Below are 23,881 nucleotides of genomic sequence, written 5' to 3' on the forward strand. Positions count from 1 at the left end.
TGTAAAAGCTGATGAAATCAGCGTAGTAGAGCCCACTCAACCACTGCGTCTTGCTTGATAATCCAATGACAATTGAGAGGCTAGGACTTTTGTCCCAGCCTCTGTTATTTTTTATTGTTCTACTTCTGTTAGCTTAGCAGCCTTTTCAAGATAAGTTTGATAAGTGCCGTCATCTTTGAGTTTTTGGATGACCTTATCAACTACTTCTTTCAAATCTGAGTTGCCTTTTTTGATAGCAACAGCATTTGCTTCGCCTTCTTTCATGGTCAAGCTGACTGTAGCAACAGCCAAATCAGAGTTTTTACCAGCATAGCTTAAAGCAACAGGCTCATCCATATGAACAGCATCAACCTTACCTGATTGAAGCTCATTAACAGCTTCTCCCATATTGGTCAATGAAGTCAACTGTGCTTTTGGAAGTTGCTCCTTAACCATAGATTCTGGAACAGTTCCTTTTTGAGCAGCGATATTTGCACTTGCTAGAGAATCCAAATCCTTGTATTTTTCAAGATCAGATTTTCTAATTAGAAAGCTAATTTTGTTTTCATAGTAAGGAATTGAGAAATCGAAAACTTCTTTTCTTTCTTCAGTTGCACTGATTCCCGCAATAGCCAAATCAGCTTTCCCAGTTTGAAGACTGGTCAAGACATTATCAAAACTCATGCTTGAAATTTCCAATTTCACTCCAAGTTCATCAGCGATGGCTTGTGCCATGTCAATATCAGCACCTACCACTTGGTTTTTCCCGTCTACTAAAGCTTGAAACTCAAAAGGTGCATAGTCTGGACTAGTTGCGACCACTAATTTCCCTTTTTGTTTGATAGCCTCTACTGCAGACTGTGAGCTTGAGCTAGACGATTGACAAGCTACTAAAAAGAAACTTACAAGAAAACTACATAAAACAAATATCCATTTTTTAAACTTCATAAATAAACAACCTCTCTGTTGATTTTGTATAATTATAACTTAATTAAAAATAATTGTCAACATTTTCTTGCGTTTTCCATAGAATAAATTTATAAAAAATACAAATTCAATGATTGGTTTATCTATCTATTGGGAAACAATTTTCAAAAAAATCATTTATCATATCTTGATGTTGCTGGTTTACAATTGTGATATTTTGCATGTCCCTGTGATCAAACAACCCTAATTCTAAAGTTTCATCACTCGTAAAAACATTTGTAGAGATCGAAGTTTCAGATGTAACTAAATACAACATTGTAATAACTTGTGCCTCATCACCATTTGGATAACTATCTGAATATTTTGTATAAACATTTAAGAGTTTTTTCACTATTACTTTCACTCCAGTTTCTTCATAAAACTCTCTCACTAATGCTTCTACAGCCGATTCACCTAATTCAATAGCACCACCTGGTAACCCCCAAGTTCCTTTGTCTGCTCGTTTTTGTAATAATATTTTTCCTGATTGACTTAAAATTCCACAAGTAAAATTTAGAATAATTTTATCTTTTCCAACTTTTTTTCTTATACTCTGTATATAGTTCATTATTCACCTCTGACAAAGTAAACTATCGATACAATGAAAGCTTACTATATTAAAAAGTAAGCTTTCACAATAATTTTTATCTTCTATATATTTTACAATTCTACAATTTTACCTGTTTCAAAGTAAACAACCCATTCACAGATATTCTTTGCATAGTCACCGATACGCTCCAAGTATGAAATCACTTGGAAGTAATCGCGACCTGTGACAATAGCATCTGGATTCTTTCTAATTTCTTCAGTTGCCAGATCACGAATATTTTCAAAGTAATGGTTGATTTTTTCATCCATGGTTGCAACTTCATAGGCCTTATCAACTGATCCGTTTAGGTAAAGTTCAAGGGTTGTTTCTACGAAATCTTTAACATCTCGTCCCATTTTTTTGATTTCTTCTTCGACTGCTGGGATGCGTTGTTCCCCCTTCATACGAATGGTTGCCTCAGCAATGGATACAGCATGGTCTCCCATACGTTCCAAGTCTGAAACAGCCTTTAGAACTGTTAGAACTGTACGTAAGTCTTGTGATACTGGCTGTTGAAGGGCAATGATTTCAAATGATTTCTTTTCAAGTTTCAATTCGTATTCATTGACTTCTGCGTCTTGCTCGATGACTTCTTTAGCCAAGTCACGGTCATGAGTGACAAAAGCACGTACAGTTCGATTGATTTGGGAAAGAACTTCTTGTCCCATAGCGTAGAATTGGTTATGCAATTTCTCTAAATCTTCTTCAAATTGAGATCGTAACATCTTTTTCTCCTTATCCAAATTTACCTGAAATGTAATCTTCTGTTTCCTTATGTTGTGGATAGAGGAACATTTCCTTGGTATCGTTAAATTCAATCAAATCTCCATTGAGGAAAAAGCCTGTTTTATCAGAGATTCGAGATGCTTGCTGCATGGAACGAGTAACCAATAGCATGGTGTACTTGTCCTTGAGACTATATAGGGTTTCTTCGATTTTCCCAGCTGAAATAGGGTCTAAGGCTGAGGTCGGCTCATCCAAGAGGATAATCTTTGGACTAGTTGCCAAAACACGGGCAACACAGACACGTTGCTGCTGTCCACCAGACAGACCAATTGCAGAATCATGCAAACGGTCCTTAACCTCATCCCAAATAGAGGCCCCTTGTAAAGCTTTTTCTACAGCTTCGTCCAAAACGTTCTTATCTTTTTCTCCATTAATTCGAAGACCATAGACAACATTTTCATAGATGGACATTGGGAAAGGATTGGGTTGTTGGAAAACCATTCCGATTTCCTTACGTAATTCAACCGTATCGGTACGTGGACTATAAATATTGTGACCATTGTATACCACTGATCCAGTAGTTGTCACCTCTGGATTTAAATCTCCCATACGATTGATAGCCTTTAGAAGTGTTGATTTCCCAGATCCAGAGGGACCGATAAGGGCGGTAATTTCCTTGGGTTGGAAAGATAAGGAAACACTATTCAAGGCCTTCTTTTTGTTGTAATAAACAGACAGGTCTTTGACCTGTAAAATCGGTTCTGTCATACTGTTTCCTTTCTAACCAAAGTGTCCAGTTACATAGTCATTGGTAGACTGTAGCTTGGCATTTTGGAAAATGTTTGACGTTTTATCGTACTCAATCAAATCACCTAAGTAGAAAAATCCAGTGTAGTCACTCGCACGCGCAGCCTGTTGCATGCTATGGGTCACGATGATGATGGTGAAGTCCTTCTTCAACTCAAGCATAGTTTCCTCTAGCTGAGCTGTCGCAATCGGATCCAAGGCTGATGCCGGCTCATCCATCAAGAGAATGTCTGGTTTTACAGAAATAGCACGCGCGATACAGAGACGTTGCTGCTGACCACCTGAAAGCATCAAGGCTGACTTATGGAGGTCATCTTTGACCTGATCCCAGAGGGCAGCCTGGCGAAGAGAGGTTTCTACAATTTCATCAAGGACCTTCTTGTCCTTAACTCCTGCACGTTCATGTGCGAAGGTGATGTTGCGGTAGATTGATTTAGCAAATGGGTTTGGACGTTGGAACACCATTCCGATATGTTTACGCATTTCATAAACATTGATTTCAGGACGGTTAACGTCAATTCCCTGATAGAGAATTTGTCCAGTAACCTTAGCAATATCAATGGTATCATTCATACGATTGAGACTGCGTAGGTAGGTTGATTTCCCAGATCCTGATGGACCAATCAAGGCCGTAATTTTATTTTTTTCGAATTGCATATCCACGCCCTTGATGGATTCATTCTTACCGTAGTAAACATGTAAATCCTTCGTAGAGAGGGCCACTTTTTCTTCTGGAAAAGTAATGATATGCCTTTCATCCCAATTATATTTTGACATGGCTTCTCCTTTAGGCTGCCGTTAATTTCTTATGTAGATAGCTTCCGAGTTTACGTGCTCCAAAGTTAAAGATTAAGATAAAGATGAGGAGCACCGCAGCAGAACCTGCTGAAACAAGTGTTCCATCAGGAATAGTTCCTTCACTGTTGACTTTCCAGATATGAACAGCCAAGGTTTCTGCTTGGCGGAAGATTGAAATTGGACTAGATACACTTAGAACGTTCCAGTTAGACCAGTCAAGAGCTGGCGCAGATTGTCCTGCAGTATAGATAAGAGCTGCAGCTTCACCAAAGATACGACCTGATGCAAGCACAATCCCCGTTACAATTCCAGGAAGAGCTTCAGGAATAACGACATGAAGGACTGTTTCCCAACGAGAAAGACCAAGTGCCAAACCAGCTTCACGTTGCGTATGGTGAACGTGCTTCAAACTGTCTTCAACGTTACGAGTCATCTGAGGTAGGTTAAAGACGGTCAAAGCCAAGGCACCTGAAATAATAGAAAATCCATACTCAAACTGAACTACAAAGATGAGATAACCAAAGAGACCTACAACGACTGATGGTAATGAAGACAAAATCTCAATACAGGTACGAACGAAATTGGTAACACGACCTTTTTTAGCATACTCAGCCAAGTAAATTCCAGCCCCCATTGATAGAGGCACAGAAATGAATAAGGTAATGACCAAAAGGAAGAAGGAATTATAAAGTTGAATTCCAATACCACCACCTGCTTGATAAGAGGATGATTTTCCAGTCAAGAATGACCAAGAAACATGCGGCAAGCCTCGAACCAAGATATAAAGAATCAAGGAAGCTAGAATGGTCACGATGATTCCTGCGATGGTATAGAGGACAGCTGTTGCAAGTTTATCTAATTTCTTAGCGTGCATAGTTTTTCTTTCCTCTTTCTTTCGTAATCAATTTAATGACACTGTTAAAGGCCAAACTCATCAAGAGCAATACTAAGGCCAGTGACCAAAGAACATTATTATCAACAGTTCCCATAACGGTATTTCCGATTCCCATGGTCAAAACAGATGTCAGAGTCGCTGCTGGTGTCGTCAATGAAGTTGGAACAACTGCTGAGTTACCGACAACCATCTGAATCGCAAGGGCTTCACCAAAGGCACGCGCCATTCCGAAGACTACTGCCGTAAAAATACCTGAACGAGCAGCCTTCAAGGTTACACGCCAGATTGTTTGCCAACGAGTCGCTCCCATGGCTAAACTTGCTTCACGGTAGTGACGAGGAACCGCACGTAAGCTATCTGTTGTCATGAAGGTTACAGTCGGCAAAATCATAACAAAGAGAACGAAAATTCCTGATAAAATACCAAAACCAGTACCACCAAAGACAGTACGTACAAAAGGTACCACGACCTGCAAACCGATAAATCCATAAACTACTGAAGGAATCCCAACTAGGAGCTCGATAGCTGGTTGCAAAATTTTGGCTCCTTTTGGTGACACCTCAGTCATAAAAACTGCAGCACCAATGGCAAATGGTGTCGCGATCAGAGCCGATAAGATGGTAACAATAAAGGAACCTAAAATCATTGGTAGGGCACCAAATTGTTTCCCAGATGGATTCCAAGTCTGTCCAAATAGAAAATCAAAAATGTTGACTCCATTGACAAAGAAGGTCGATAAGCCTTTCTGGGCTACGAAAATCAAAATCATAGCAACGATGATGACAATCAAAGAAAGGCAGGCAAAGGTTAGTCCTTTTCCTAATTTCTCAAGACGAGAGTTCTTTGACGGAGAGAGCAATTTTTTAGATAATTCTTCTTGATTCATTATTGACTCCCTTCTAGCACTGTCACAGTTCCTGCAGCATCTTTTTCAACCTTCATTTCCTTGACAGAAATATAGCCCATTCCTTTTACGATTCCATTCTGAGCTTCATCTGAAAGAACAAAGTTCAAGAATTCTGCAACTAATTCTTTTGGCTCACCAAGAGTATACATGTGTTCATAAGACCACAAAGGCCAGTTATTCGTGGTTACATTCTCAGAAATTGGTTCATAGCCGTTAAGTTTAATAGTCCCAACAGAATCATCAACATAGGCGAAAGCCAAGTATGAGATAGCACCTGGTGTTTGGGAAACTATGGACTTCACCATACCGTTTGAATCCTGTTCCTGACTTTGAACCGCTGACTGACCATTCATAATCACACTGTCAAAGGTAGCACGAGAACCTGAGCTCGCAGCACGGTTGATAATAGAAACAGCTAAATCCTTACCGCCGACTTCTTTCCAGTTGGTAATTTCACCTGTAAAAATTTTGCGAAGTTGTTCTGTCGTAAGATTATCAACATCTACTTCTTTGTTGATGATAACAGCTATTCCCGCAACAGCTACCTTGTGGTCAACTAAGGCAGATGCATCGATTCCGTCTTTTTCCTCAGCAAATACATCCGAGTTACCGACGTCTACCGCTCCAGACTGGACTTGAGACAGACCTGTACCTGAACCACCGCCTTGAACATTGACTGTTTTACCAATGTGTGCGGACGCAAATTCATCTGCTGCCGCCTCGACTAAAGGTTGAAGAGCAGTTGAACCGACAGCCGTCATAGACTCCCCACGATCAATCCAACTTGCACATCCTGCTAGCGACCCAGCAAGTAAAAGAGTTGCAAGAGAGATGGTGAGTTTTTTAAATTTTTTCACTATTTGTCTCCTTGAAAATAATGATGAATAGCTTGAATTTTCGCCCTATTTTCTATTGTTTTCAGGGAAAATCCATACTTCCACTATAACATAGAATACTGTTTTTGACTAGTTATTTACCTTAAACCTCAAACCCTTGGGGAAATAATTCTTCAAGGTATTTCCGGTCACTTTTGCAAAACCTAGACCATTTCCACCAACCAAAACTTGGTACCAACCATTTGGAAGAGTTTCAGCTAATTGGACTGTTTCACCAGCCACATATTTGACAAAGTCTTCTTGATGAATTTCGATTCCTTGCTTGACTTGGCTTGGTTTTAAAGCTAAACCAAGAGCAAAACTAGGTTCAAAGCGCTTCTTCTTGAAAGTCCCTAGATGAAGTCCATTACGAGCGATTTTGAGCTTACTCAAGTTTGGTAATTCGCTTGGCAAAAGATAAAGTTGGTCACCAAAAACTTGTAGGACACCGGTCAGTTTTTCTTTAAGGTGTTTTTTCTCAAAATCCTGCCATAAGGAAATCTGTTCACGAGATAGGTTGGATTTAGAAGGCTTGAACTTCACAGTCTTGTTTTGTCCCTTAAACTGCAGATGGGCAACAAACTGACCTTCTCCCTTAAAGAGATGAGGGTACATCCGAGCTGTTTCAGATTGGTTGATTCCTTGTGACATACCATTGATATGTTCGATTGGAATCAATTCAAAATCGTAGGTATCTAGAAGCCAGTTAATGATTAATTCGTTTTCTTCTGGCGCCCAGGTACAGGTTGAATAGACTAGTCGACCTCCTTCAGCCAACATGGTAACAGCATCTGATAAAATTTCACGTTGTAAACTAGCGCATTGACTAGGATAATCGACACTCCAATAATCCATAGCGTCAGGTTGTTTACGAAACATCCCTTCTCCTGAGCAAGGTGCATCTAAAACGATCAGGTCAAAATAGCCTTTAAAAACCTTGACTAGACGGTCTGCAGATTCATTGGTCACAACGACATTAGTCGCACCGAAGCGTTCCATATTTTCAACTAAAATCTTTGACCGTTTGCTTGAAATTTCGTTAGAAACTAAAATACCCTCACCAGCTAGATAGGCTGCCAGTTGAGTAGATTTCCCACCAGGTGCCGCTGCCAAGTCTAAGACCTTCATACCTGGCTTTGGCTGAGCTACTTGAGCGACCATTTGTGCGGCAGGTTCTTGTGAATAGACCAAACCAGTTACATGTTCTGGTGATTTCCCTGAAACCTTCCCATAGTAGCCCCAGGGTGTATTGGGAATAGCATCTGAAAAAGAAAGCTGTCTTTCTTTTAAAGGGTTGATACGAAAAGCGGAAACAGCCTCATCATCAAAAGAGGCAAGAAAAGCTCTTGCCTCATCTCCCAATATTGTTTCGTATTTTTTTACAAATCCATCTGGAAATTGCATGTAGGTTTATTTCCTTTCATAGATATAGGATTGAATCTCATCTTTCATCTCGACTGGCACCATCATAACGGCCTGCCGTGTTTGAAAATCGACTTCCTCACCAGCAATCGTAAAAACCTTATAACCCAAACTCTCACCTAGAATACTTGCAGCCGCATAATCCCAAGGTTGTAAATAAGTGATATAAGTTAAAAGTCGACCTGATAGCACCTTGGCAAAACTAATAGCGGCGCTGCCATAAACTCGTGTACCAAGTGCAGCATTTCCCAAATCTGCTAAGCCCCATTCGTTAGTCGCTAACATTCCAGAATTACCAGCTACCAAAAATTCTCTCAAGGGTCTCTTTTTAAAGAGTGGCAAAGGTTCGTCATTGCGACAGGGCGGGAAGTCTCCTCCACCATGGTAACAATCACCTTTCATGACATCATAAATAACACCAAATTTACCAACACCTTCCTCAAAATAGGCCAGCATAACAGCAAAGTCTTCACCTTGTGCCACGAAGTTGTTGGTTCCATCAATAGGATCAATAATCCATACAGAACCTTGTCCTACTGCTGCACGCATGCAGCCTTCTTCTGCACAAAATAGATCATCTGGATAGCGAGAACGGATTTTTTTAATAAGTAAGTCTTGAACTTCTTTATCTAACTTAGTTACCAAATCTGTAGGGGAAGACTTTTTCTCAACATGGAGATCTTCTTTCATATGCTGGAGAATGTATTCCCCAGCTTCCCTAACAATTTCTTTGGCAAATGTAAATTTATTTTCCAAGTGAAATCTTCCCTTCTCCTTTTTCTTTTGCCAATTGGACCGCACGGTAGAAAGAGTATCCACTCACTGATTCAAATTCACGTCCCAAACGTTTTTCTTCACTCTTGCTGGGCACAACAGACTTGAACAATTTATAGGAATCTAATAATTTCTTTGCTTCTACCTGTGTTTCATAGGCTGCTTCAACATCATTAAAAAAAGAAAGCACTGAAGCAAGTTCTTCAGTGCTCCACGACAAATCTAGTGGGTAACTATACTGTTTATTCATCTAATTAATACCAGCTCTTAATGTAGCTTCTTTCAATTCTTGCTTACGGTAACTGCGAGGAAGAAATGCACGAATCTCATCTTCATTAAAGCCAATCTGCATACGTTTATCATCAATGATGATTGGACGACGCAAAAGACTAGGATATTGCTCAATTAAATTAAGCAACTCTGTCACCGAGATACTTTCCACATCGATATTTAACTTTTGGAAAATTTTTGAACGAGTTGAAATAATGTCATCGGTACCGTTTTCGGTCAAGGAAAGAATGTGTTGCAATTCTTTTCTTGATAAAGGACTGGTCATAATGTTGTGCTCTTGGAAAGGCACTTTATGATTATCAAGCCAGGCCTTTGCCTTACGACATGATGTACAACTCGGTGATAAAAATAGTGTAATCATGCTATTCTCTTCTTTGCATACTTTTCTAACCCTATTATACAAAAAAATAAAGCGCTTGACTAGTTATTTCCGTAAAAAAACCTATTTTTTAAAGAAAAATAGGTTTTTCGTAAAATTTTTAAAACATTTTTATGCATTTATGATATTTTTGGTAATTTTTTCCAACTTAGTAGATAAACGAATCCAAAAATTAACTCATACAAGCAGAAAAATAGAAGAAAGGCATGCAGGAAAAAATCCTCTGGTAGGATGAGAATGACCGGATCTTTAGCGGGATCAAAAAGCCAGGTATCATCACCTACAAATAGAATCTGATGAAACAAGGTAAAGAATTGTTCAAAACCAATGAAGACACCAACTAAACCAAGAATCAAAGGTAAAGACAGCATGATCAAGAGACCTCTGCGATATAGAGATAGAAATCCTTTTCTAACAACCTGGTTCCAGAAAATGTAGAAAAAGGGTAATGTAACAAGAGCTACTCCTTGGGTTAGATGAAAGAGACCTTTTACAACCGCAAAATGATGTAAACCTGATTCAGACGAAGGGAAATCTGGCATGGCTAATACTTGACTCAATGGATTGGTCAAATAATTCATCAAAACATTAAAGTTATGTTGGATGGTCTGAGGTTGAACATGAACACGACTTGTCAGATTTAACCAAGAAATCTCCAGAGGGTAAATCAACCAAGACAGGTAGATGGTCAATAAAATCGCAAGCGAGAGGAGAAAGAGAAGACTTCCTACAAAAGTAAATTTAGTTTTCATCGAAATTCCACTCCGCTAGACTTGAGAGGACATGGGTTGGGGCGATTGGTAAATCCGCTACTTCTTCAGGTTTTGTAAATCCTGTCGTCACCAAAAGACTTGGAATGCCATTATCAATACCAGCGCGAATATCAGTAAGATAATTATCCCCCACCATGACGATTTCTTGGCGTTCCAGTCCTAGGTGTTCAACAGCCTTATCCATAATAATCGCGTTTGGTTTTCCAATATAAACTGGTTTTACGCGAGTTGCTACTTCAAGAAGAGTAATCAGTGAACCAGCACCAGGTAAAAGTCCACGTTCTGTCGGAATATTTAAATCTGGATTAGTGCCGATAAAATGAGCACCTTTATGGATAGCTAGGGTTGCAGTAGCAAATTTTTCATAGTCAACTTGCCAGTCCAAACCTACAACCACATAGGCTGGATTTTCTTTATCTTCAACATAACCAGCTGCTTTGATTGCTTCCTTGAGCCCTGCTTCTCCAATCACATAAACAGTCTTTTCAAGACCTAAATCATTCATGTAATCAATAGTCGCTAAGGTTGCAGTATAGATTGTCGATACAGGCGTGTCAATATTAAACTGATTGGCCAACATCTCTTGAACACTTTCAGGTGTACGAGTAGTGTTGTTTGTTACAAAAAGATAAGGAATTTCCCTTTTCTGCAACTCATGTACAAAAGCTTCTCCCGCTGGAATTCTATCTTTTCCTTTATAAATTGTACCGTCTAAATCAATTAAATAGCCTTTATAAGTCATATATTACTTTCTAATCTGTGTTAATTTCTTGCCAAATTATCTTTGCCTGAGCATTGATATCGCCATCACTTGTGACTTGGTGATTGCTTTCTAGTTGATTCAATTCGTAACTAGAAGTGATCATACCACCTGGTCGAACTTCCTTGACATACTTGAGGTTGATTTTTTTAGGAATATGATTGGTTAGGAAATCTGCCCCTATAACTTCAAAAACCCAGTCCAGATATTTGCTGTTATTGACGTGGCCATTCATATCCAAGTCATAAAAACGAACGTGGTAATCTTTGCTAATCGCGTCTTCCAACTCTGTGTATTTTGGCCCGCGGAGGAGTTTCTTAGAAAACTCAGATTGATAGGGAGCGACAATTTCAGGTTCTACAGGATGAACCTTACGAGTCTCACGATCCATAAGGACAAAGGTAGCCACCATGCGAATGATTTCTTGACCATCTTCATCATAAATAGTAAATCGGCGGTAGCAAAATAGACGATTGTAAGTCAAGGCTTCCGTTTCAATTGTGATTTCCTCAGCAAATTGAGGTAAACGTACAACATCGATATCATAATCAGTGATAATCCAAACTAGATTATACTGTTCTAAAACATCCTTGTCACTCACTCCTAGATTAATGGATTGCATTCCTGATACTTGCAGGGACAACAAAATAACATCTGGCAACTTGATATGGCCATTCATATCAGCCATATCAAAAGGAATTTTCATCTTCATTTGATAAGTTAAGCCCATAATTCTACTCCAATATAAATCGTTCTGCTACTGTATCTCCTAAAAAGAGACCTTTTTTTGTCATTCGTATTTGTTGACCTTCTACTTGTAAAAGACCTTGATGACACAAATCTCTTACAACTTGACCATATAAATTTTCAAAAGATGTGCCAAATTTTTCTTCGAATCTTGCTTTTGAAACTCCTGTCTTCTTGCGAAGTCCAAGAAACATCTCTTCTTCCATTTGTTCCCTTAGACTCAGGAGTTCCTCATTGATGCGAGCATTGCCTTCTTCTACTGCCTTTAGATAATGGCGGATTGGCCCATGGTTTTTATAGCGAACACCGTTTACATAGCCAGACGCACCTGCACCTATACCATAATACTCAGCATTATCCCAGTACATAAGATTGTGACGACTTTCAAAGCCAGGTTTTGAAAAATTTGAAATTTCATAATGCTCAAAACCAGCACGCTCTAATTCAGCAATGATATATTCAAACATTTCAGCCTCTACTTCTTCTTTAGGAAGTGGTAACTTCCCACGACGCATACGATTCATAAAGACCGTATGGTTTTCTAGAATCAAACTATAAAGGCTCATATGAGGTATATCAAGAGCGATGGCCTTGGCAACATTGTCCTTGACCTGGTCCATAGTCTGACCAGGAAGAGCGTAGATCAAGTCAATGGAAATATTATCAAACCCTGCTAACTTGAGACGATCTATATTTTCATAGATATCTCTCTCCAAATGACTACGACCAATTTTTTTCAGCATTTTGTCATCAAAGGTTTGGACACCCAATGAAACACGATTGACAGCTGAATTCTTTAAAACTGCAATCTTATCCTCATCCAAATCACCAGGATTAGCCTCAATGGTTAATTCTTCTATGACTGACAAATCTAAGTTTTTAGTCAATCCATCCAGAAGCACCTCTAACTGTGGCGCAGACAAGGCTGTCGGTGTTCCTCCCCCAATATAGAGAGTACGCAACTTCTGAATGTCATAAGAATGAAATTCTTGCAGTAGATGTTCTAGATAGCTGTCTACTGGTTGATTTTTAATAAAGACCTTAGAAAAGTCACAATAATAACAGATTTGTGTGCAAAATGGAATGTGCACATAAGCTGATGTTGGTTTCTTCTGCATAGTATTTATTATACCACAAAGAATTCACTCAAGAAAAAAATCACCATCTCCGACTCTAAGGGAATCAAAAATGGTGATTTCTATTTTAATCTTCTTCGATTTCGATGATGATTTCTTGACCGTCTTCTGGATCTTCAACAACTACTTTTTCTTCCAATTGTTCCTTGAGACTGTTCAAGGTCTCTTTTGAAGCTTCAGTCGCTTGTTGAGCTAAAGATTTAGATTTTTCAAGAACTGAATCCAAGGTAATTTCGCCTGATTCTACTTGTTCTTTTGTCTTTAGAACAAAATCTCTGGTTTGTTCTTTGACTTCTGTCAATTTTTCAAGAGCTTGTTCCTTAGCATATTCTGGATCTTCTCTCAGATCTTCAATAAAGTCTTGTGCCTGACTAGTAACACGTTTCCCTTTTTCACTTGTTAGAAACAAGGCAACAGCCACACCTGAAACAGTTCCTAAAAGGATTGATGATAATTTTCCCATGAGCTTACTCCTTTATTATTTTTTGAAAAACTTACTTGCAATACGAACGGCAGATAAGCCTGCACTAGTCTTTAATGTTTTTGAACCTGCAGATGATGCTTTTTTACTCAAGACACGAGCCTGCTCATTTAAATCAGAAACAGAAACAGAAAGGTCTGCAACTGCTGTAAAGAGTGGATCAATCGTTGCAACTTTAACATTGATATCGTCAGCAAGAACATTGACCTTTGCAAGTAGTTCGTTTGTGTGATGTAGAGTAACATTTACATCTGAAGTTAAGGTTTTAACAGTCGTTTCAGTTTCATCGATTACACGACCAACTTTTTGAAGGGTAATAATCAGATAAACTAAGAATACAACCAAGGCAATTGCCACAATGATATAAGCAACTTCTAACATTTTAATTCTCCTTTTTCACATTATAAAATGGTGCTTTTTTTCGATTTTGATAAACGATAATATAAATTCCAAGTCCAATTAATAGAACTGACAACCATTGAGATACTCGAAGTCCAAAGAACATGAGACTATCTGTTCGCATACCTTCAATGATCATACGTCCAAATCCATACCAAATTAGATAGAAGGCAGTGATATAACCACGACGAATACTCTTTAATCGACGTCTAAAAATAATAATCAACGTAAACCCAATGAGATTCCAGATAGATTCATAAAGGAAGGTTGGTTGCCGATATGAGCCATCGATATACATCTGATTCTTAATAAAACCAGGTAGGTAATCAAGATTTTCAACAGCTGCTCCGTAGGCTTCCTGGTTAAAGAAATTTCCCCAACGTCCTAGACTCTGCGCAATCATAACGCTCGGAGCTGCAATATCCAAGAAATCCCATGTGTTGATTAATCTACGATCAGCAAAGAAATAGAGTACGATTGCTCCGGTAATTAGACCGCCGTAAATAGCAAGACCACCATTCCAGACAGCAAATATCTCCCCTAAATGTTGGCTATAATAGTCAAATTTAAAAATAACATAGTAAAGTCTCGCGCCGATGATTGACAAAGGGAAAGCCACTAAGATAAAGTCCAGAATATCTTCTGATAAGATTTTCTTTTTAGGAGCTTCTTTACTTGCCAAATATACCGCTAAGATAAGGCCTGAAACGATACAAAGTGCATACCATCTAATGGCAAATGGACCTATTTGAAAAGCAACTGGATCAATCATTTTGCACCTCGTTCTTTTCAATTAATTTCGTCAATCTTTCTTCAAACAGACGCGTCGCATCAAAGCCCATGTCTTTTGCACGATAATTCATAGCTGCCGCCTCGATAACAACAGAAATATTGCGCCCTGTTTTAACTGGGATGCGGATACGTGGAATGGTAACTCCAGAAACTTCTAGTTCTTCAGCATTATTTCCTAAGCGATCAAAGGTCTTATTTGTATCATAATTTTCCAAATAAACAGCTAGCTGAACTTGTGAAGAATCCTTAACTGCACTAGCACCGTATAGACTCATGACATCAATGATCCCTACTCCACGAATTTCAATCAGATGTTTCAAAATTTCAGCAGGTTCACCCCAGAGAGTCATTTCATCCTTAGAATAGATATCTACTCGATCGTCTGCCACCAAGCGGTGACCACGTTTAACTAGTTCTAAACCTGTCTCACTCTTACCAATTCCACTATCACCTTGAATGAGAACACCCATACCATAGATATCCATTAGGACACCGTGTACACTAGTACGTTCTGCTAAGCGGGAGTCCAGATAACTAGACAGTTCTCCCGAAAGACGACTTGTAGCTGTACGACTTGTTAAAATTGCGATTTTACATTCTCTAGCTGCCTTTAACATTTCCTCAGGAACAACTAGACCACGCGCAACAATGACTGCTGGTGTTTCTGGTAGAAACATTTTTTTCAAAACAGTATAACGGTTGTGAGAAGACATACTGATCAGATAAGACCATTCCTTCATCCCCAACAATTGAATACGCTCTGGAGTATAGTAATCAAAATAGCCTGTCATTTCAAGACCAGGTCGCGTTATATCTGCAGTATTAATTTCCTTTTCAAGTAATTCAGGCTCGCCATAGACAATGTCTAATCTAAGCTTCTCAATTACTTCTTTTACTGAAACCGACATATATTTCTCCTTAAATCGAGTTCTCTTACTATTATATCAGATTGTAGGAAGAAGTTTGTATTTTTTACCGTATTTACGCTATTAATTTATCTGATAATATTTGAACGATACAAAAAAGGATTAAACAACAAATTGTTGTCTAATCCTTCTGACTATTATTTCATAATAGATAGTGCACTTTAGTTATCTTGTTTCTTTAAGCCCAAGACTCCAAGACCAGCTACCAAGAGTGCTACACCAGTTGCAAACAATGATTCTTTAGAACCAGTATTTGGCAATTCCTTTTTAGGTTCAGATGTTGTAGACGTAGTTTCAGGTCTTGTTTCTTCAGTTGTTTTACCTGAAGGAGTTTCTTCACTTGACTTACCTGGAGTTGTCTCAACTGTTGTAGTAGTGGTAGTTGATTCTTCTGTTGTTGTAGTAGTTGTTGGCTCTACTGTCGTTGTGGTTGTTGAAGTAGTCGTTGGCTCTACTGTCGTTGTGGTTGTTGAAGTAGTCGTTGGCTCTTCTGTTGTTGTCGTTGTTGAAGTAGTCGTTGGCTCTTCTGTGGTCGTTGTTGAAGTAGTCGTAGTACTAGTTGTTGTTGTCGTGGTAGTTGTAGTCGTAGTACTAGTTGTTGTTGTCGTAGTTTGTTCTACTTTTTTATACCAGTGGATACGATTTCCTTCACGGTCTTTTTCTGTTTTTACAAACTCATATCCATCAATAGTAGCTGGATCTTTCCAACCCTTATCCTGTGGTTTAAGACTTTCTTTTGTATCGATATCTTTGTAGTCTGTGACAAGCGTATCAAGAACTAATTGTGCACCTGCAGAGTCATTAATGATACGGTAAATATAGATACCCTTTGAATTTTTCCCATCAATAGTTGCCGTAGCTACTTTCGAAACATCATATTGCATTTTTTCAAGATCAATCTTAGATTTATCGATGATATTAATACGGTTTTGACCAACACCGAAGAATACACCTAATTCTTTTGGAACATCTCCTGAAATCATTTCAAACGTGATTTTCTTATCTGTAATAGAAGTGACTTTGAATGTTGGCTCAACACCTGTTGGGAATACATATGCGCCATATTCATTGACTTCATATGTACTATATACAGGCAAGATAAATCTTGAAGTAAATGTATCTCCTACTTTGAGTGCAGTATCACCACTTGTTTTCCACTCGATACCTGAAGCATCATTGAATTCTAACTCAACAGTTGAACCAACTTTCATACCTTCACTTCCACGAACTTGGAATTGTGTAGTCGTTTCATATGATCCATCAGCCTTGAATTTAATCGTATTTCCAGAAGGTGTGAAGTTGATTGAATTTGTCTCAGTAGCAAATTGTTCTACTTTCGGAATATCAACTGTACTTGTCACAGAAGAAGATCCCACTTTAATCACTTGGTTTAAAGTGTAGTCTTTATTTGCGATTACAGCTCCATTATAAGCGTTATCTGATGTAATTTGGAACTTGACTTGTTTCAATACATCTGGTTTTTCAGCTTCAATAGCTTTCGTAAATGTAATTTTTAATGTGGCACGTGTTGATTCCAATTCAGCTTGTCGCATTTGAGCTGTATCGTTTGAACCTTGACGTGCTTTATTGACGTTTTCAAACGAAACAATTGAAATTTTACCAATTGTCTTACCTTCGTAAGTGACGTCCTTGCCATTTAATTGATTTAAGATAGCGACGTTTTCTAATGTAACTGTAACATAGTCTCCTTCTTTCACATCATCTTCTGTAAGTGAAAAAGAAAGGTCTACATCTGTATAGTATTCATAATATTTAATATCATGGTTTTTAATAGTACCAGTCACTTCTGCAGCTACTTCTTTAGCTTCACGTGCAGGAGTTTCTGTAGTTGTTACAGCTTCTGCAGTAGTAGTATCTGCCACCTGTTCAGTCGTAGCAGGTGCTGCAGTCGTTGTTTCTTCAGCAGTGATGATTTCTTGACTTTGAAGAGCGGCCAAAAGCACACCTGTAGACAATAAAGTGATTAATAATTTTCCAAACCTTTTCTGGTTTTTCATCCCTATTTACCTCCGTGTAAAATTACACTATTTTATTACAATTTTACTACATTTGTCTTTAAAATTCAATTGAAATGCATGATTGTTTTTATATTTCAAATAAATTATTGAATAACTTCTACAATTTTTTGACCAACGAATCAATTTAGACAGATCTATATTTGATAATTGTAGGTGAACATCTATTTCTTAGTAAGCAAGTGATTTATTTAGAAAATAAGACAATCATCAATTCAATACTTTAGCCAAATCAACGGCAAATCGATCAACATCTATTACCAAATTCCTTCCTGATTTTTCTATGTGAATTCTCGGAAGTTCATTTTTTAGTATTTTGTTTGCATCAGCCATATCTTGTGGATAGATATAGAACTGTTGTCCTTGTGGAAACTGATTTTGAACCTGCCATTTTTCAAATTCCTGCAGAAAAGTCTTATGAGACGGCATACTAACTTCTTCAAACATGGAATCATCAAAATATTTCACCAAGCGATAAAGACCATGAACTTCATCAGCGAAGCATTTATCTATCTTCTCAAAGGGATAACCCCGTCTCTGATAAGCTAGGCATAAGTTTTGTAAGTTTTGGCTTATCCCAGCTGCGTCTTTTCTTGCCAAGTTTATAAAGTAACGAACAGAAAATTCTTCCATACCTGTTCGTTTTTTCTTCTCTAGAAACTGTTGTGCCAATATGATAGACTCTGATAATCTGTCTTCATCCTGATAATAAAGAGCGTGCAAAAGATTGATGACATTTTGGGGATAATAGGTTCCTTTCAGTAAAGGCAAGTCTTTTGGTATATAAGATGAAATGACTGAAAAATCGTTACATGCAAAAGAGGTAAATAAGCCCCTTAAAATACCATCAGTATAGATTGTTCCACTTGCAAGCAAACCTCCTCTAATCAATTCTTCTCTTCCTGTTTGCCACAGAGCATTATTTAATTGTTTGTAATCTCCGTCTAAAAAAGCTATATAGTATGCAAAATACTTGATATCATCTAGCAATAAGCTACTGTACAACTTTGTCCTTAAAACATTATCGGACAATACTTTCGAATCCTTCAAATACTTTTGAAAAATCCTCTGATTAGACTCTTCAAATTCCTGCCAGTTTATAGGGTCAGAAAAATAACCCCAATCCTTAAAGCGTTTTTCGCGCATCTTTTGATATTCTTTTATATACTCTTTCATAAGTTCATCCTATCTCTAAACAGTGTGCAAAAAAAGACTAGACAAGTCTAGCCTTTCACTTCAATTAGAATTTTTTACGTTTACGAGCTGCTTCTGATTTACGTTTACGTTTTACAGAAGGTTTTTCATAGAATTCACGTTTGCGTGTTTCTTGAAGAGTACCAGCTTTAGTAACCGCACGTTTGAAACGACGAAGTGCATCGTCAAGAGATTCATTCTTACGTACTACTGTTTTAGACATTTTTTTCACTCCCTTCAAGTTCAAGATCTATTCTATTTTACATGGAATGATATAAATTGTCAAGAAAAAATGGTGCAATTTATTCATTTCATTCATAAAAAAGAGGACATTAGAGCCCTCTTTCAAAAATTATAGTTGTTCTATATCAATTATTTAGAATAATTCTTTTTCAGAACTAGAGCACCTGCAAACATCACAACACCTGCAATAACTAGTGCTAAACTAGTAGACTCCCCAGTATTTGGAAGGTTTGGTTTTTCCTCAGTTGTAGTCGTACCAGGAACATCTGGTTTTGAAGTTGTTGTCGTTGTCGTTGGTTCTTCTGTTGTTGTCGTTGTTGAAGTTGTCGTTGACTCTTCTGTTGTTGTCGTTGTTGAAGTTGTCGTTGACTCTTCTGTCGTTGTCGTTGTTGAAGTTGTCGTTGGTTCTTCTGTTGTTGTCGTTGTTGAAGTAGTCGTTGGCTCTTCTTTCGTTGTCGTTGTTGAAGTAGTCGTTGGCTCTTCTTTCGTTGTCGTTGTTGAAGTTGTCGTTGGCTCTTCTGTTGTTGTCGTTGTTGAAGTTGTCGTTGGCTCTTCTTTCGTTGTCGTTGTTGAAGTTGTCGTTGGCTCTTCTGTTGTTGTCGTTGTTGTGGTGGTAGTTGTCGTTGTAGTCGTTGTTGTGGTTTGTTCTTTTGGATTGACAATTGTTTTCGTAACTGACTTATCTGCTCCAAAATCTGTTGCATTTACTTCTGTATCTGCAGCATTCATAACATAACCTTTTGGCGCTTCAACCTCTGTGAGAATATACTTATCTTTTAAAAGACCAGTTACTGTAATTTTTCCTTCAGCATCTGTAACGTATTCTCCAATAACTTGATTATTAGCTTGTCGTACGACTTTAAACTTAGCACCAGCTACTGGTTGATTTTCATCATCAACTTTATGAATATTAATCGTAAATACGTATCCAACCCCAGAACCACCTGCTACTTGAACGACAGTGGATTGCTCAACATATTTAACAGCCTTTCCTTTACCTTTTAGGACAGCATCATTATTTAATACTTCTCCGTCTGCCGGTGAATAATTTGCTTGAACATTATATTCAATGCGGTATTGGTCATTTTCTGTGATATCACCAAGTTCAATAACAAATGACTGGCCATCTTTACTTACTGTAACAGTATGTTGGTCTGTTACATCTGTTCTATCAGTAAATTCCCAAAGACCATTGACATACTCAAACTTACCTTTGATTACTCGAATGCTATCTTTGATATAAGTTGCATTAGAAAACTTCAAAGTATCTTCTACTGTAGCATCTTGAAGGCTTTCCTTAGTACGGTTGATTGAAATGGTATATGAAAGAGTCTTTTGATCTTCACTACTTACCCATCCTGTTTTAGAAAACAACACAGGATTTCCATCTCCAACACCGGTGAAGTTAACTTTTCCAACTACTTGTGTTTTCCCATTAATCGTTACCTCAACAGGGATTTCTCCTTCTTCAGGATGTTTTTGGAAATCTACTCGAGTATAGACATAAAAAGAACCTTTGGTATCAGAGTGTTTTTCTACGTAATCTGTATAAGTTAAAACGATATGTTTTTTTGTTTCATCAATCTGAGCATTTGCGATAATTTCATTTGTTTTCTCATCACGAATTTCAAAGTTTTGGGATTCTATATATAGAAAATCTGATAGATCAACTGTAGTTGTATCGCCAGCTTTAACATTTTTATCTGTTAAGTCATAATTTGCATTTAGCTTAAATGTAACCCACTGCTGCAAATCTTTATCAAGATTACCACCTTTTTCATTCGTAATATTGAGTGAAGTAATTGTGTCAACAGTCTTGCCACTGGTTGTATTTTCTGCAAAAGCTTTGCTCAAGCTAAGAGAAAATATAACAGTAAATACGAAAATCATAAACGAAAAAAATGTAATTTTTTTCTTATTCACCTTAAGTGTTCTCCTTAAATTTAATTGTTTAACAGTAAACGAGTTCAGTATACCAGTATTTTTTATTAAAGTCTAGTTTTAATCATAAAATAATTTGAAATATAATTACAAAATAATTGTTTTATATATTTATTGTATCCTAAAAATATTTTTTTGTTATTTATACTTTTTATTTCCTGTCATGTCCTGTAATTATTTTTGTTTTTTAATTACTACTATTTAAAAAAGCCATCCAAACTAATTGTTTGAATAGCTCAAATGATAGAATGATACCTTTTAATTTTTTAATAGGCTTAACGCTCCAGCATCCGCAATAATAGTTACATCTGGATGGTTTTGCAAACTACTTGCTGGAAGACTTTCAGTAATAGGACCTTCAACAGTCCCAGCGATAGCTTCTGCCTTAGATTCACCATAAGCAAAAAGCAAAATTGATTTAGCATCAAGAATATTTTTAATTCCCATTGAGATAGCTTGTGTTGGTACATCTTCAATCTTATCAAAGAAGCGAGCATTTGCCTCAATAGTAGACTGATCAAGATCTACAAGATGCGTTTGACTATCAAATGGAGTTCCCGGTTCATTAAAGCCAATGTGACCGTTTCGACCAATTCCAAGAATTTGCAAATCAACTGGATGGTCAGCAAGAATTTGATTATAGCGTTCTACTTCTTCCTCTGCATTATCTTTGACGCCACGAGGTAAAAAGCTTTCTTTAAATGGCTTTTTATTGAATAGATTTTCTTGCATAAAGTAACGATAAGATTGAGGGTTCTCTCCATCAAGTCCTACATATTCGTCCAAATTAACACTAGTAAGATTTGAAAAATCAAGATCACTCTTAACGATTTCTCCATAAAATTCAAGCGGACTGCTACCTGTCGCAAGTCCTAATGTTTGAGCACCGTTTGCTAGCTTTTCTTTTAAAATTTCAAAAGCTACTTTTCCACCTTCTTCAGGATTTTTTACTTGAATAACTTTCATAATTGTTCCTCCATATTTCTTTATTTTATTATATGGTATAGACCAATTTTTGTCAAGTGAAAACGGTTTAATATTTTAAATTTTACAGGATAAAGTTAAGTAAAAAAGGCCCTGCTCTTTCGAGCAAAGCCTTTTATGTTAGAGCTAAAATTGCTATTTCAACACCAAAATACTGATGTCATCTCAATCTTAGTCTTCACGTCTTTTTGGTTTTGCAATTAAACCAAGTCCTACTAGACCAAGGGCTGCACCTAGAGCAACTAATCCAACTTTAGATTGCTCACCAGTATTTGGCAACTCACGACCTTTAGGTTTTTCAGGAGTTGGTGGCGTTACTGGTGGTGTCGGTGGTGTTGGTGGTGTTGGTGGTGTTGGTGGTGTTGGCGGTGTTGGTGGTGTTGGCGGTGTTGGCGGTGTTGGTGGTGTTGGCGGTGTTGGCGGTGTTACCTTGTTGTTAAACTCAGTATCTTCAGGCATTTGTGAAGTAAGAGTCAACACTTTACCATCCTTAGTTACAGTAACTCCAACAGTCGCTACCATCTTATCGTACTCAACACCAGCTTCTGTACCTTTCAATTCTTCTACATGATAAATATAAGTACCTTCTTGACCACGTTTGAATTCAAGAGCTGAGAACTTGATCTTACCTTCAGCATCATTGCTTACAGTTTCAATCACATTTCCATCCTTGTCTTTGAGTACAAAAGTAAACTCGCCAGCCTTCAGTGCACGGCCTTCCAATTTCTTAGTGAAGTTGAATTCAACTTTAACTGGAATATTTACAACACGTTTTTCAGTTGGTTTTTCTGGTTTTTCAACTGATTTCTTAGTTGGATCGTATTGGTGAACGATTTGAGAAGCTGTATTTTCAATATCTACACCTTCCTTAGCAGTATCCTTGATTCGTGCAAGAATATCAAACTTGTAGTAACGTCCAAATGCTAATTTAGCAGTGTCGATTACTTGTGTATTCTCTGCATCTCCAAGTGACTTAGTCAATTCAGCCTTAGATGTAGCAGTAATGACACCATCCACAATTGAGATATCAAACTTAGCGGTTACATCTTCACCAGTTACTGAATCGTAAGCTTTAATATCAGCTACATTAACATCCAAGTTTTCGCTGTCATATTTATCTGTAATTCCAACAGATTGAATATTGTGAGCTTCTGTAAATTTAGTTGTATCCAACCATACTTGGTAAACAACCTTATCACCTTTATGGAGTGTTTGAGTATTGATATTTTGCGCTTCATTATTATCAACTTTGTCCGCATATGGATTTTTGTTGGTATCAGCTACTTTATCAGTCAACTCTTTATCATCATCCAAAAGTTTAGTTCCAGTAATGTCAAATTTCTCTTCGTTAAGAATATATTTTTCTGGGTTAAACTCAGGAGTTTCCGGTGGAGTCACAGTGTTATTGAACTCTGTATCTGGAGCGTCTGTCACTGTCTTCACAAGTGCTTTAGATTTTCCATCGTGTTCAACTTCTACTGTGATTTCAGCCTTCATGGTATCGTAAGTGACTGTAGCGTCAGATCCTTTAACTTCTTCTACAGTGTACTTATGAGTTCCAACTTGGGCTTTAGTGAATTCAAGTTTAGCGAATTTCACCTTACCATCTTTGTCGTTCTGAACTGTTTCGATTTCAGTACCCTTAGAGTCTTTCAATACGAAGCTAAACTCGCCAGCTTTCAACTCACGGCCTTCGAGTTTCTTAGTGAAGTTGAATTCGACTTCAATTGGAACTGAGTTAACACGTTTTTCAGTTGGTTTTTCTGGTTTTTCAACTTTCTTCGTAGATGGGTTGTAGTAGTTTACAATTTGCGCTGCTGTATTTTCGATGTCTACTCCACCTTCAACGTCTGTTTTAACAGTGGCTGGGATATCGAATTTATAGTAGCGACCAAACTCGAATTTAGTTGTGTCGATGATTTGTGTATTGTCTGCGTCTCCAAGTGACTTGGTGAAGCCAGATTTAAGAGTTGCGGTCATAACACCATTTTCAACCTTAATGTCGAACTTGTCTGTCACATCTGCACCAGTTACTGAATCGTAAGCCTTGATAGCTGAAGC

General features: G+C 37.7%; 26 protein-coding genes. All 26 read right to left on the reverse strand.

Annotated features, from left to right (window positions below; all coding sequences use genetic code 11):
* Window positions 1–111: 111 nt before the first annotated feature.
* A complete protein-coding gene (locus ACWPUA_RS06295; RefSeq protein ID WP_006152076.1) occupies window positions 112–927 on the reverse strand; it encodes an ABC transporter substrate-binding protein in 816 nt (271 codons plus the stop codon).
* 118 nt (window positions 928–1,045) lie between these two features.
* Complete coding sequence (locus tag ACWPUA_RS06300) at window positions 1,046–1,513, reverse strand: NUDIX hydrolase (RefSeq protein WP_254724317.1); 468 nt, start codon at window positions 1,511–1,513, stop codon at window positions 1,046–1,048.
* 92 nt (window positions 1,514–1,605) lie between these two features.
* Entirely contained in the window at window positions 1,606–2,259 is a 654-nt protein-coding gene (gene phoU / locus ACWPUA_RS06305) for a phosphate signaling complex protein PhoU (RefSeq protein ID WP_004252561.1), read from the reverse strand.
* 10 nt (window positions 2,260–2,269) lie between these two features.
* On the reverse strand, window positions 2,270–3,028 hold the full coding sequence (gene pstB, locus ACWPUA_RS06310; protein ID WP_006153712.1) for a phosphate ABC transporter ATP-binding protein PstB: 759 nt from the start codon (window positions 3,026–3,028) through the stop codon (window positions 2,270–2,272).
* Window positions 3,029–3,040: 12 nt separating this feature from the next.
* Entirely contained in the window at window positions 3,041–3,844 is an 804-nt protein-coding gene (gene pstB, locus ACWPUA_RS06315) for a phosphate ABC transporter ATP-binding protein PstB (protein ID WP_004252558.1), read from the reverse strand.
* 10 nt (window positions 3,845–3,854) lie between these two features.
* Entirely contained in the window at window positions 3,855–4,739 is an 885-nt protein-coding gene (gene pstA, locus ACWPUA_RS06320; RefSeq protein ID WP_006153485.1) for a phosphate ABC transporter permease PstA, read from the reverse strand.
* Window positions 4,729–5,646 carry a phosphate ABC transporter permease subunit PstC gene (gene pstC / locus ACWPUA_RS06325; protein WP_036753861.1) on the reverse strand — a complete coding sequence of 306 codons (918 nt, stop codon included), beginning with the start codon at window positions 5,644–5,646 and terminating at the stop codon, window positions 4,729–4,731. Before pstC ends, pstA begins: the two co-directional genes overlap by 11 nt.
* On the reverse strand, window positions 5,646–6,524 hold the full coding sequence (locus tag ACWPUA_RS06330; protein ID WP_454379879.1) for a phosphate ABC transporter substrate-binding protein PstS: 879 nt from the start codon (window positions 6,522–6,524) through the stop codon (window positions 5,646–5,648). The genes pstC and ACWPUA_RS06330 overlap by 1 nt, the downstream gene beginning before the upstream one ends.
* Window positions 6,525–6,632: 108 nt before the next feature.
* A complete protein-coding gene (locus tag ACWPUA_RS06335) occupies window positions 6,633–7,946 on the reverse strand; it encodes an RsmF rRNA methyltransferase first C-terminal domain-containing protein (protein WP_454379881.1) in 1,314 nt (437 codons plus the stop codon).
* Between the two features lie 6 nt (window positions 7,947–7,952).
* Window positions 7,953–8,720, reverse strand: a complete 768-nt coding sequence (locus ACWPUA_RS06340) for an inositol monophosphatase family protein (protein WP_454379883.1) — start codon at window positions 8,718–8,720, stop codon at window positions 7,953–7,955.
* Window positions 8,710–8,988: a UPF0223 family protein gene (locus ACWPUA_RS06345; protein ID WP_454379885.1), complete on the reverse strand. Its 279-nt coding sequence runs from the start codon at window positions 8,986–8,988 to the stop codon at window positions 8,710–8,712. Before ACWPUA_RS06345 ends, ACWPUA_RS06340 begins: the two co-directional genes overlap by 11 nt.
* A complete protein-coding gene (locus ACWPUA_RS06350) occupies window positions 8,989–9,390 on the reverse strand; it encodes a Spx/MgsR family RNA polymerase-binding regulatory protein (protein ID WP_006148218.1) in 402 nt (133 codons plus the stop codon). It lies immediately after the preceding gene.
* A gap of 137 nt (window positions 9,391–9,527) precedes the next feature.
* A complete protein-coding gene (locus ACWPUA_RS06355) occupies window positions 9,528–10,160 on the reverse strand; it encodes a TIGR01906 family membrane protein (RefSeq protein ID WP_454379887.1) in 633 nt (210 codons plus the stop codon).
* Window positions 10,150–10,923 (reverse strand): TIGR01457 family HAD-type hydrolase, encoded by a 774-nt coding sequence (locus tag ACWPUA_RS06360; RefSeq protein ID WP_414312494.1) that lies wholly within the window; start codon window positions 10,921–10,923, stop codon window positions 10,150–10,152. Before ACWPUA_RS06360 ends, ACWPUA_RS06355 begins: the two co-directional genes overlap by 11 nt.
* A gap of 10 nt (window positions 10,924–10,933) precedes the next feature.
* Window positions 10,934–11,671, reverse strand: a complete 738-nt coding sequence (locus ACWPUA_RS06365) for an acyl-ACP thioesterase domain-containing protein (protein ID WP_454379890.1) — start codon at window positions 11,669–11,671, stop codon at window positions 10,934–10,936.
* A 4-nt stretch (window positions 11,672–11,675) separates the two neighbouring features.
* Entirely contained in the window at window positions 11,676–12,806 is a 1,131-nt protein-coding gene (gene hemW, locus ACWPUA_RS06370; RefSeq protein WP_454379892.1) for a radical SAM family heme chaperone HemW, read from the reverse strand.
* Between the two features lie 85 nt (window positions 12,807–12,891).
* On the reverse strand, window positions 12,892–13,287 hold the full coding sequence (locus tag ACWPUA_RS06375) for a YtxH domain-containing protein (protein WP_247912112.1): 396 nt from the start codon (window positions 13,285–13,287) through the stop codon (window positions 12,892–12,894).
* Between the two features lie 15 nt (window positions 13,288–13,302).
* Window positions 13,303–13,686, reverse strand: coding sequence for a DUF948 domain-containing protein (locus tag ACWPUA_RS06380; protein ID WP_414276842.1), 384 nt, complete (start codon window positions 13,684–13,686; stop codon window positions 13,303–13,305).
* 1 nt (window position 13,687) lies between these two features.
* Window positions 13,688–14,476 carry a prolipoprotein diacylglyceryl transferase gene (gene lgt, locus ACWPUA_RS06385; RefSeq protein WP_414276841.1) on the reverse strand — a complete coding sequence of 263 codons (789 nt, stop codon included), beginning with the start codon at window positions 14,474–14,476 and terminating at the stop codon, window positions 13,688–13,690.
* Complete coding sequence (gene hprK / locus ACWPUA_RS06390) at window positions 14,469–15,404, reverse strand: HPr(Ser) kinase/phosphatase (protein ID WP_074324899.1); 936 nt, start codon at window positions 15,402–15,404, stop codon at window positions 14,469–14,471. The genes lgt and hprK overlap by 8 nt, the downstream gene beginning before the upstream one ends.
* A 179-nt stretch (window positions 15,405–15,583) precedes the next feature.
* The gene (locus tag ACWPUA_RS06395; RefSeq protein ID WP_414286768.1) at window positions 15,584–17,440 is read right to left on the reverse strand and encodes an LPXTG cell wall anchor domain-containing protein; all 1,857 of its coding nucleotides are present in this window, start codon (window positions 17,438–17,440) and stop codon (window positions 15,584–15,586) included.
* A gap of 228 nt (window positions 17,441–17,668) precedes the next feature.
* Complete coding sequence (locus ACWPUA_RS06400) at window positions 17,669–18,634, reverse strand: hypothetical protein (RefSeq protein WP_454379896.1); 966 nt, start codon at window positions 18,632–18,634, stop codon at window positions 17,669–17,671.
* Between the two features lie 64 nt (window positions 18,635–18,698).
* Window positions 18,699–18,875, reverse strand: a complete 177-nt coding sequence (gene rpsU / locus ACWPUA_RS06405) for a 30S ribosomal protein S21 (protein WP_000048054.1) — start codon at window positions 18,873–18,875, stop codon at window positions 18,699–18,701.
* A 149-nt stretch (window positions 18,876–19,024) separates the two neighbouring features.
* Window positions 19,025–20,818: an Ig-like domain-containing protein gene (locus tag ACWPUA_RS06410; RefSeq protein WP_454379898.1), complete on the reverse strand. Its 1,794-nt coding sequence runs from the start codon at window positions 20,816–20,818 to the stop codon at window positions 19,025–19,027.
* A gap of 276 nt (window positions 20,819–21,094) precedes the next feature.
* Entirely contained in the window at window positions 21,095–21,802 is a 708-nt protein-coding gene (locus ACWPUA_RS06415; RefSeq protein ID WP_454379900.1) for a glucosamine-6-phosphate deaminase, read from the reverse strand.
* 189 nt (window positions 21,803–21,991) lie between these two features.
* Window positions 21,992–23,881 (reverse strand): SspB-related isopeptide-forming adhesin (locus tag ACWPUA_RS06420; protein ID WP_454379902.1); only part of this gene is annotated, 1,890 nt, incomplete at its 5' end.

Source organism: Streptococcus sp. Marseille-Q6504, assembly GCF_965111625.1.

Excerpts from the sequence above, each read along its gene's own strand:
- ACWPUA_RS06295 (WP_006152076.1), bottom strand. The coding sequence starts at position 927 with ATGAAGTTTAAAAAATGGATATTTGTTTTATGTAGTTTTCTTGTAAGT.
- ACWPUA_RS06300 (WP_254724317.1), bottom strand. The coding sequence starts at position 1,513 with ATGAACTATATACAGAGTATAAGAAAAAAAGTTGGAAAAGATAAAATT.
- phoU (WP_004252561.1), bottom strand. The coding sequence starts at position 2,259 with ATGTTACGATCTCAATTTGAAGAAGATTTAGAGAAATTGCATAACCAA.
- pstB (WP_006153712.1), bottom strand. The coding sequence starts at position 3,028 with ATGACAGAACCGATTTTACAGGTCAAAGACCTGTCTGTTTATTACAAC.
- pstB (WP_004252558.1), bottom strand. The coding sequence starts at position 3,844 with ATGTCAAAATATAATTGGGATGAAAGGCATATCATTACTTTTCCAGAA.
- pstA (WP_006153485.1), bottom strand. The coding sequence starts at position 4,739 with ATGCACGCTAAGAAATTAGATAAACTTGCAACAGCTGTCCTCTATACC.
- pstC (WP_036753861.1), bottom strand. The coding sequence starts at position 5,646 with ATGAATCAAGAAGAATTATCTAAAAAATTGCTCTCTCCGTCAAAGAAC.
- ACWPUA_RS06335 (WP_454379881.1), bottom strand. The coding sequence starts at position 7,946 with ATGCAATTTCCAGATGGATTTGTAAAAAAATACGAAACAATATTGGGA.
- ACWPUA_RS06345 (WP_454379885.1), bottom strand. The coding sequence starts at position 8,988 with ATGAATAAACAGTATAGTTACCCACTAGATTTGTCGTGGAGCACTGAA.
- ACWPUA_RS06350 (WP_006148218.1), bottom strand. The coding sequence starts at position 9,390 with ATGATTACACTATTTTTATCACCGAGTTGTACATCATGTCGTAAGGCA.
- ACWPUA_RS06355 (WP_454379887.1), bottom strand. The coding sequence starts at position 10,160 with ATGAAAACTAAATTTACTTTTGTAGGAAGTCTTCTCTTTCTCCTCTCG.
- ACWPUA_RS06360 (WP_414312494.1), bottom strand. The coding sequence starts at position 10,923 with ATGACTTATAAAGGCTATTTAATTGATTTAGACGGTACAATTTATAAA.
- ACWPUA_RS06365 (WP_454379890.1), bottom strand. The coding sequence starts at position 11,671 with ATGGGCTTAACTTATCAAATGAAGATGAAAATTCCTTTTGATATGGCT.
- hemW (WP_454379892.1), bottom strand. The coding sequence starts at position 12,806 with ATGCAGAAGAAACCAACATCAGCTTATGTGCACATTCCATTTTGCACA.
- ACWPUA_RS06375 (WP_247912112.1), bottom strand. The coding sequence starts at position 13,287 with ATGGGAAAATTATCATCAATCCTTTTAGGAACTGTTTCAGGTGTGGCT.
- ACWPUA_RS06380 (WP_414276842.1), bottom strand. The coding sequence starts at position 13,686 with ATGTTAGAAGTTGCTTATATCATTGTGGCAATTGCCTTGGTTGTATTC.
- lgt (WP_414276841.1), bottom strand. The coding sequence starts at position 14,476 with ATGATTGATCCAGTTGCTTTTCAAATAGGTCCATTTGCCATTAGATGG.
- hprK (WP_074324899.1), bottom strand. The coding sequence starts at position 15,404 with ATGTCGGTTTCAGTAAAAGAAGTAATTGAGAAGCTTAGATTAGACATT.
- ACWPUA_RS06395 (WP_414286768.1), bottom strand. The coding sequence starts at position 17,440 with ATGAAAAACCAGAAAAGGTTTGGAAAATTATTAATCACTTTATTGTCT.
- ACWPUA_RS06400 (WP_454379896.1), bottom strand. The coding sequence starts at position 18,634 with ATGAAAGAGTATATAAAAGAATATCAAAAGATGCGCGAAAAACGCTTT.
- rpsU (WP_000048054.1), bottom strand. The coding sequence starts at position 18,875 with ATGTCTAAAACAGTAGTACGTAAGAATGAATCTCTTGACGATGCACTT.
- ACWPUA_RS06415 (WP_454379900.1), bottom strand. The coding sequence starts at position 21,802 with ATGAAAGTTATTCAAGTAAAAAATCCTGAAGAAGGTGGAAAAGTAGCT.